Genomic DNA, 1,721 nt, shown 5'->3' on the forward strand with positions numbered 1-1,721 from the left:
CCCGACTTGGCTCATTTAGTGCGGGCGGTGGATGAGGTCGATGGCCGCCTGGAGGTCGTCGGGCAGGGGGTCGGCGGCGGTGATCGTCTGCCCGCCTGCGGCGATGGTGACTTCGCGGTAGCGGCGGGTGGTCGTGACGAACTTCTTGATGGACCAGCCAGTCTTGTTCTCGATCCAGCGGGACACGGCCAGGGCGGCGAACACGATCGTCAGGTGCGCCTCGATGCTGTGGCGGACGTGGTGGAAGACGGGGCGGGCGGCAAGGTCGGACTTCGTCATCCGGAAGGACTTCTCGACGTTGAGCAGCGCGGAGTAGGTCGCGATGACGTGCTCGGCGCTCGGGTCGTCCAGGTTGGTGACGTAGGCCTTGATGCCGGCCAGCGCGCGGGCGCGGGTCTCCAGGTCGCGGTTGACGGTCTTGGTCGCGCCGGTGAGTCTCACGAACCGGTTCCGCTTGATCGAGGTCTTCCCGGCGACGGCCTGCTCGGCCTTGCGGACCTGCTCGTCGATCCCGTGCAGGGTCCGCTTGGCGCGTGCGGCGGAGTAGGCGTAGTAGTACGTGTGGTCGCGTCGTTTGTCCGAGGGTGCGGCGGGCCAGGGGCGGGTGAACACGTGCCCGTCCGGGATCTGCTGGTCGGGATGCTGCTCACGCCACTTCTGGACCACGATCGGGATGTCGGTCATGCGTGCGCCGAGGACGAAGGACCAGCCGAGGGCCTCGATCGCGCGCCAGTTCGCCTCGCTGATCATGCCCGCGTCGGCGACGATCACGATGTCGGTCAGCTGGTGGGCGGTCATGAACGCCTGCAGCACCGGCACCATCGTGGTCGTCTCGCCGCGGTTGCCCTCGAACGCGTGGACCATGAGCGGGAACCCGGCCTGGTCCGTGAGGAGCCCGACGGTGATCTGCGGCTCCAGGCGTCGTTCCTTGGAGAACCCGGACTCGCGGAACCCGTCGCCCTCGTGGGTCTCGAAGTGCAGCGTCGTGACGTCATACAAGCAGTACGTCGCCGGCCCCAGGCCCACATGCTCGGCGCACGCCTTCGCCAGCCTGGCCCGCCATGACCCACCGGCCGGGTCCACGACCAGCGATGTGGTCGCCTCGGCCTCGTCGGTGTCGTCGTCGAGGGCGATCGGGGGCAAGCCTCTTGCCGGCAGGCCCGCGTAGACGCGCAGCCGCCGCTTGAGCGTCGCATACGACGGCGCGTCGATCCCGGCCTCGGCCAGCACCCGCAGCGAGTCGAGCTTGCTGGTCGGTTCGATGATCCGCGCCAGGACGAGCTGCTTGAACACCTCGTCCTGGCGTGCGGCCCGCTCGAACCCCAGGGCACGGTAGGCGTGCTCCAGGGCATCGACGAGCACGCCCATCCGCGACCCCGTGATCGGCAACGGCCCACCAGCGTTCGCCGGGCTGTCGGGCAGCCGCAGGTCCAGCTCACCCTGCCCGGCGGCGATCTTCTGCCGCGCCGCCGCGACGAGCAGCTCCCAGTCCGCGTCCGTATGGGCCGACCCGAGGTGCTCGATATCCCGGGCGCCCCCGCGCTGGGAGTGCACGATCTGCACAGCCCGAGCCCCCGAGGCCGTCTTCACCGTCCGCACATACGCCACGACGAGCACCATAGGCACCCCGATTAGTGCGCACCACCGCCCACTTCAGCGAGCATCCGCCCAGGTCACCGACCCACCATCACCGAGTACCCGAAAACGTGAGCCAAGTCGGG

General features: G+C 69.1%; 1 protein-coding gene. It reads right to left on the reverse strand.

The window, feature by feature from the left end; all coding sequences use genetic code 11:
* Window positions 1-15: 15 nt before the first annotated feature.
* Complete coding sequence (locus ACYVK7_RS17710) at window positions 16-1,608, reverse strand: IS1634 family transposase (protein ID WP_460889042.1); 1,593 nt, start codon at window positions 1,606-1,608, stop codon at window positions 16-18.
* Window positions 1,609-1,721: the final 113 nt, after the last annotated feature.

The sequence above is a fragment of the Promicromonospora xylanilytica genome, from assembly GCF_054782895.1.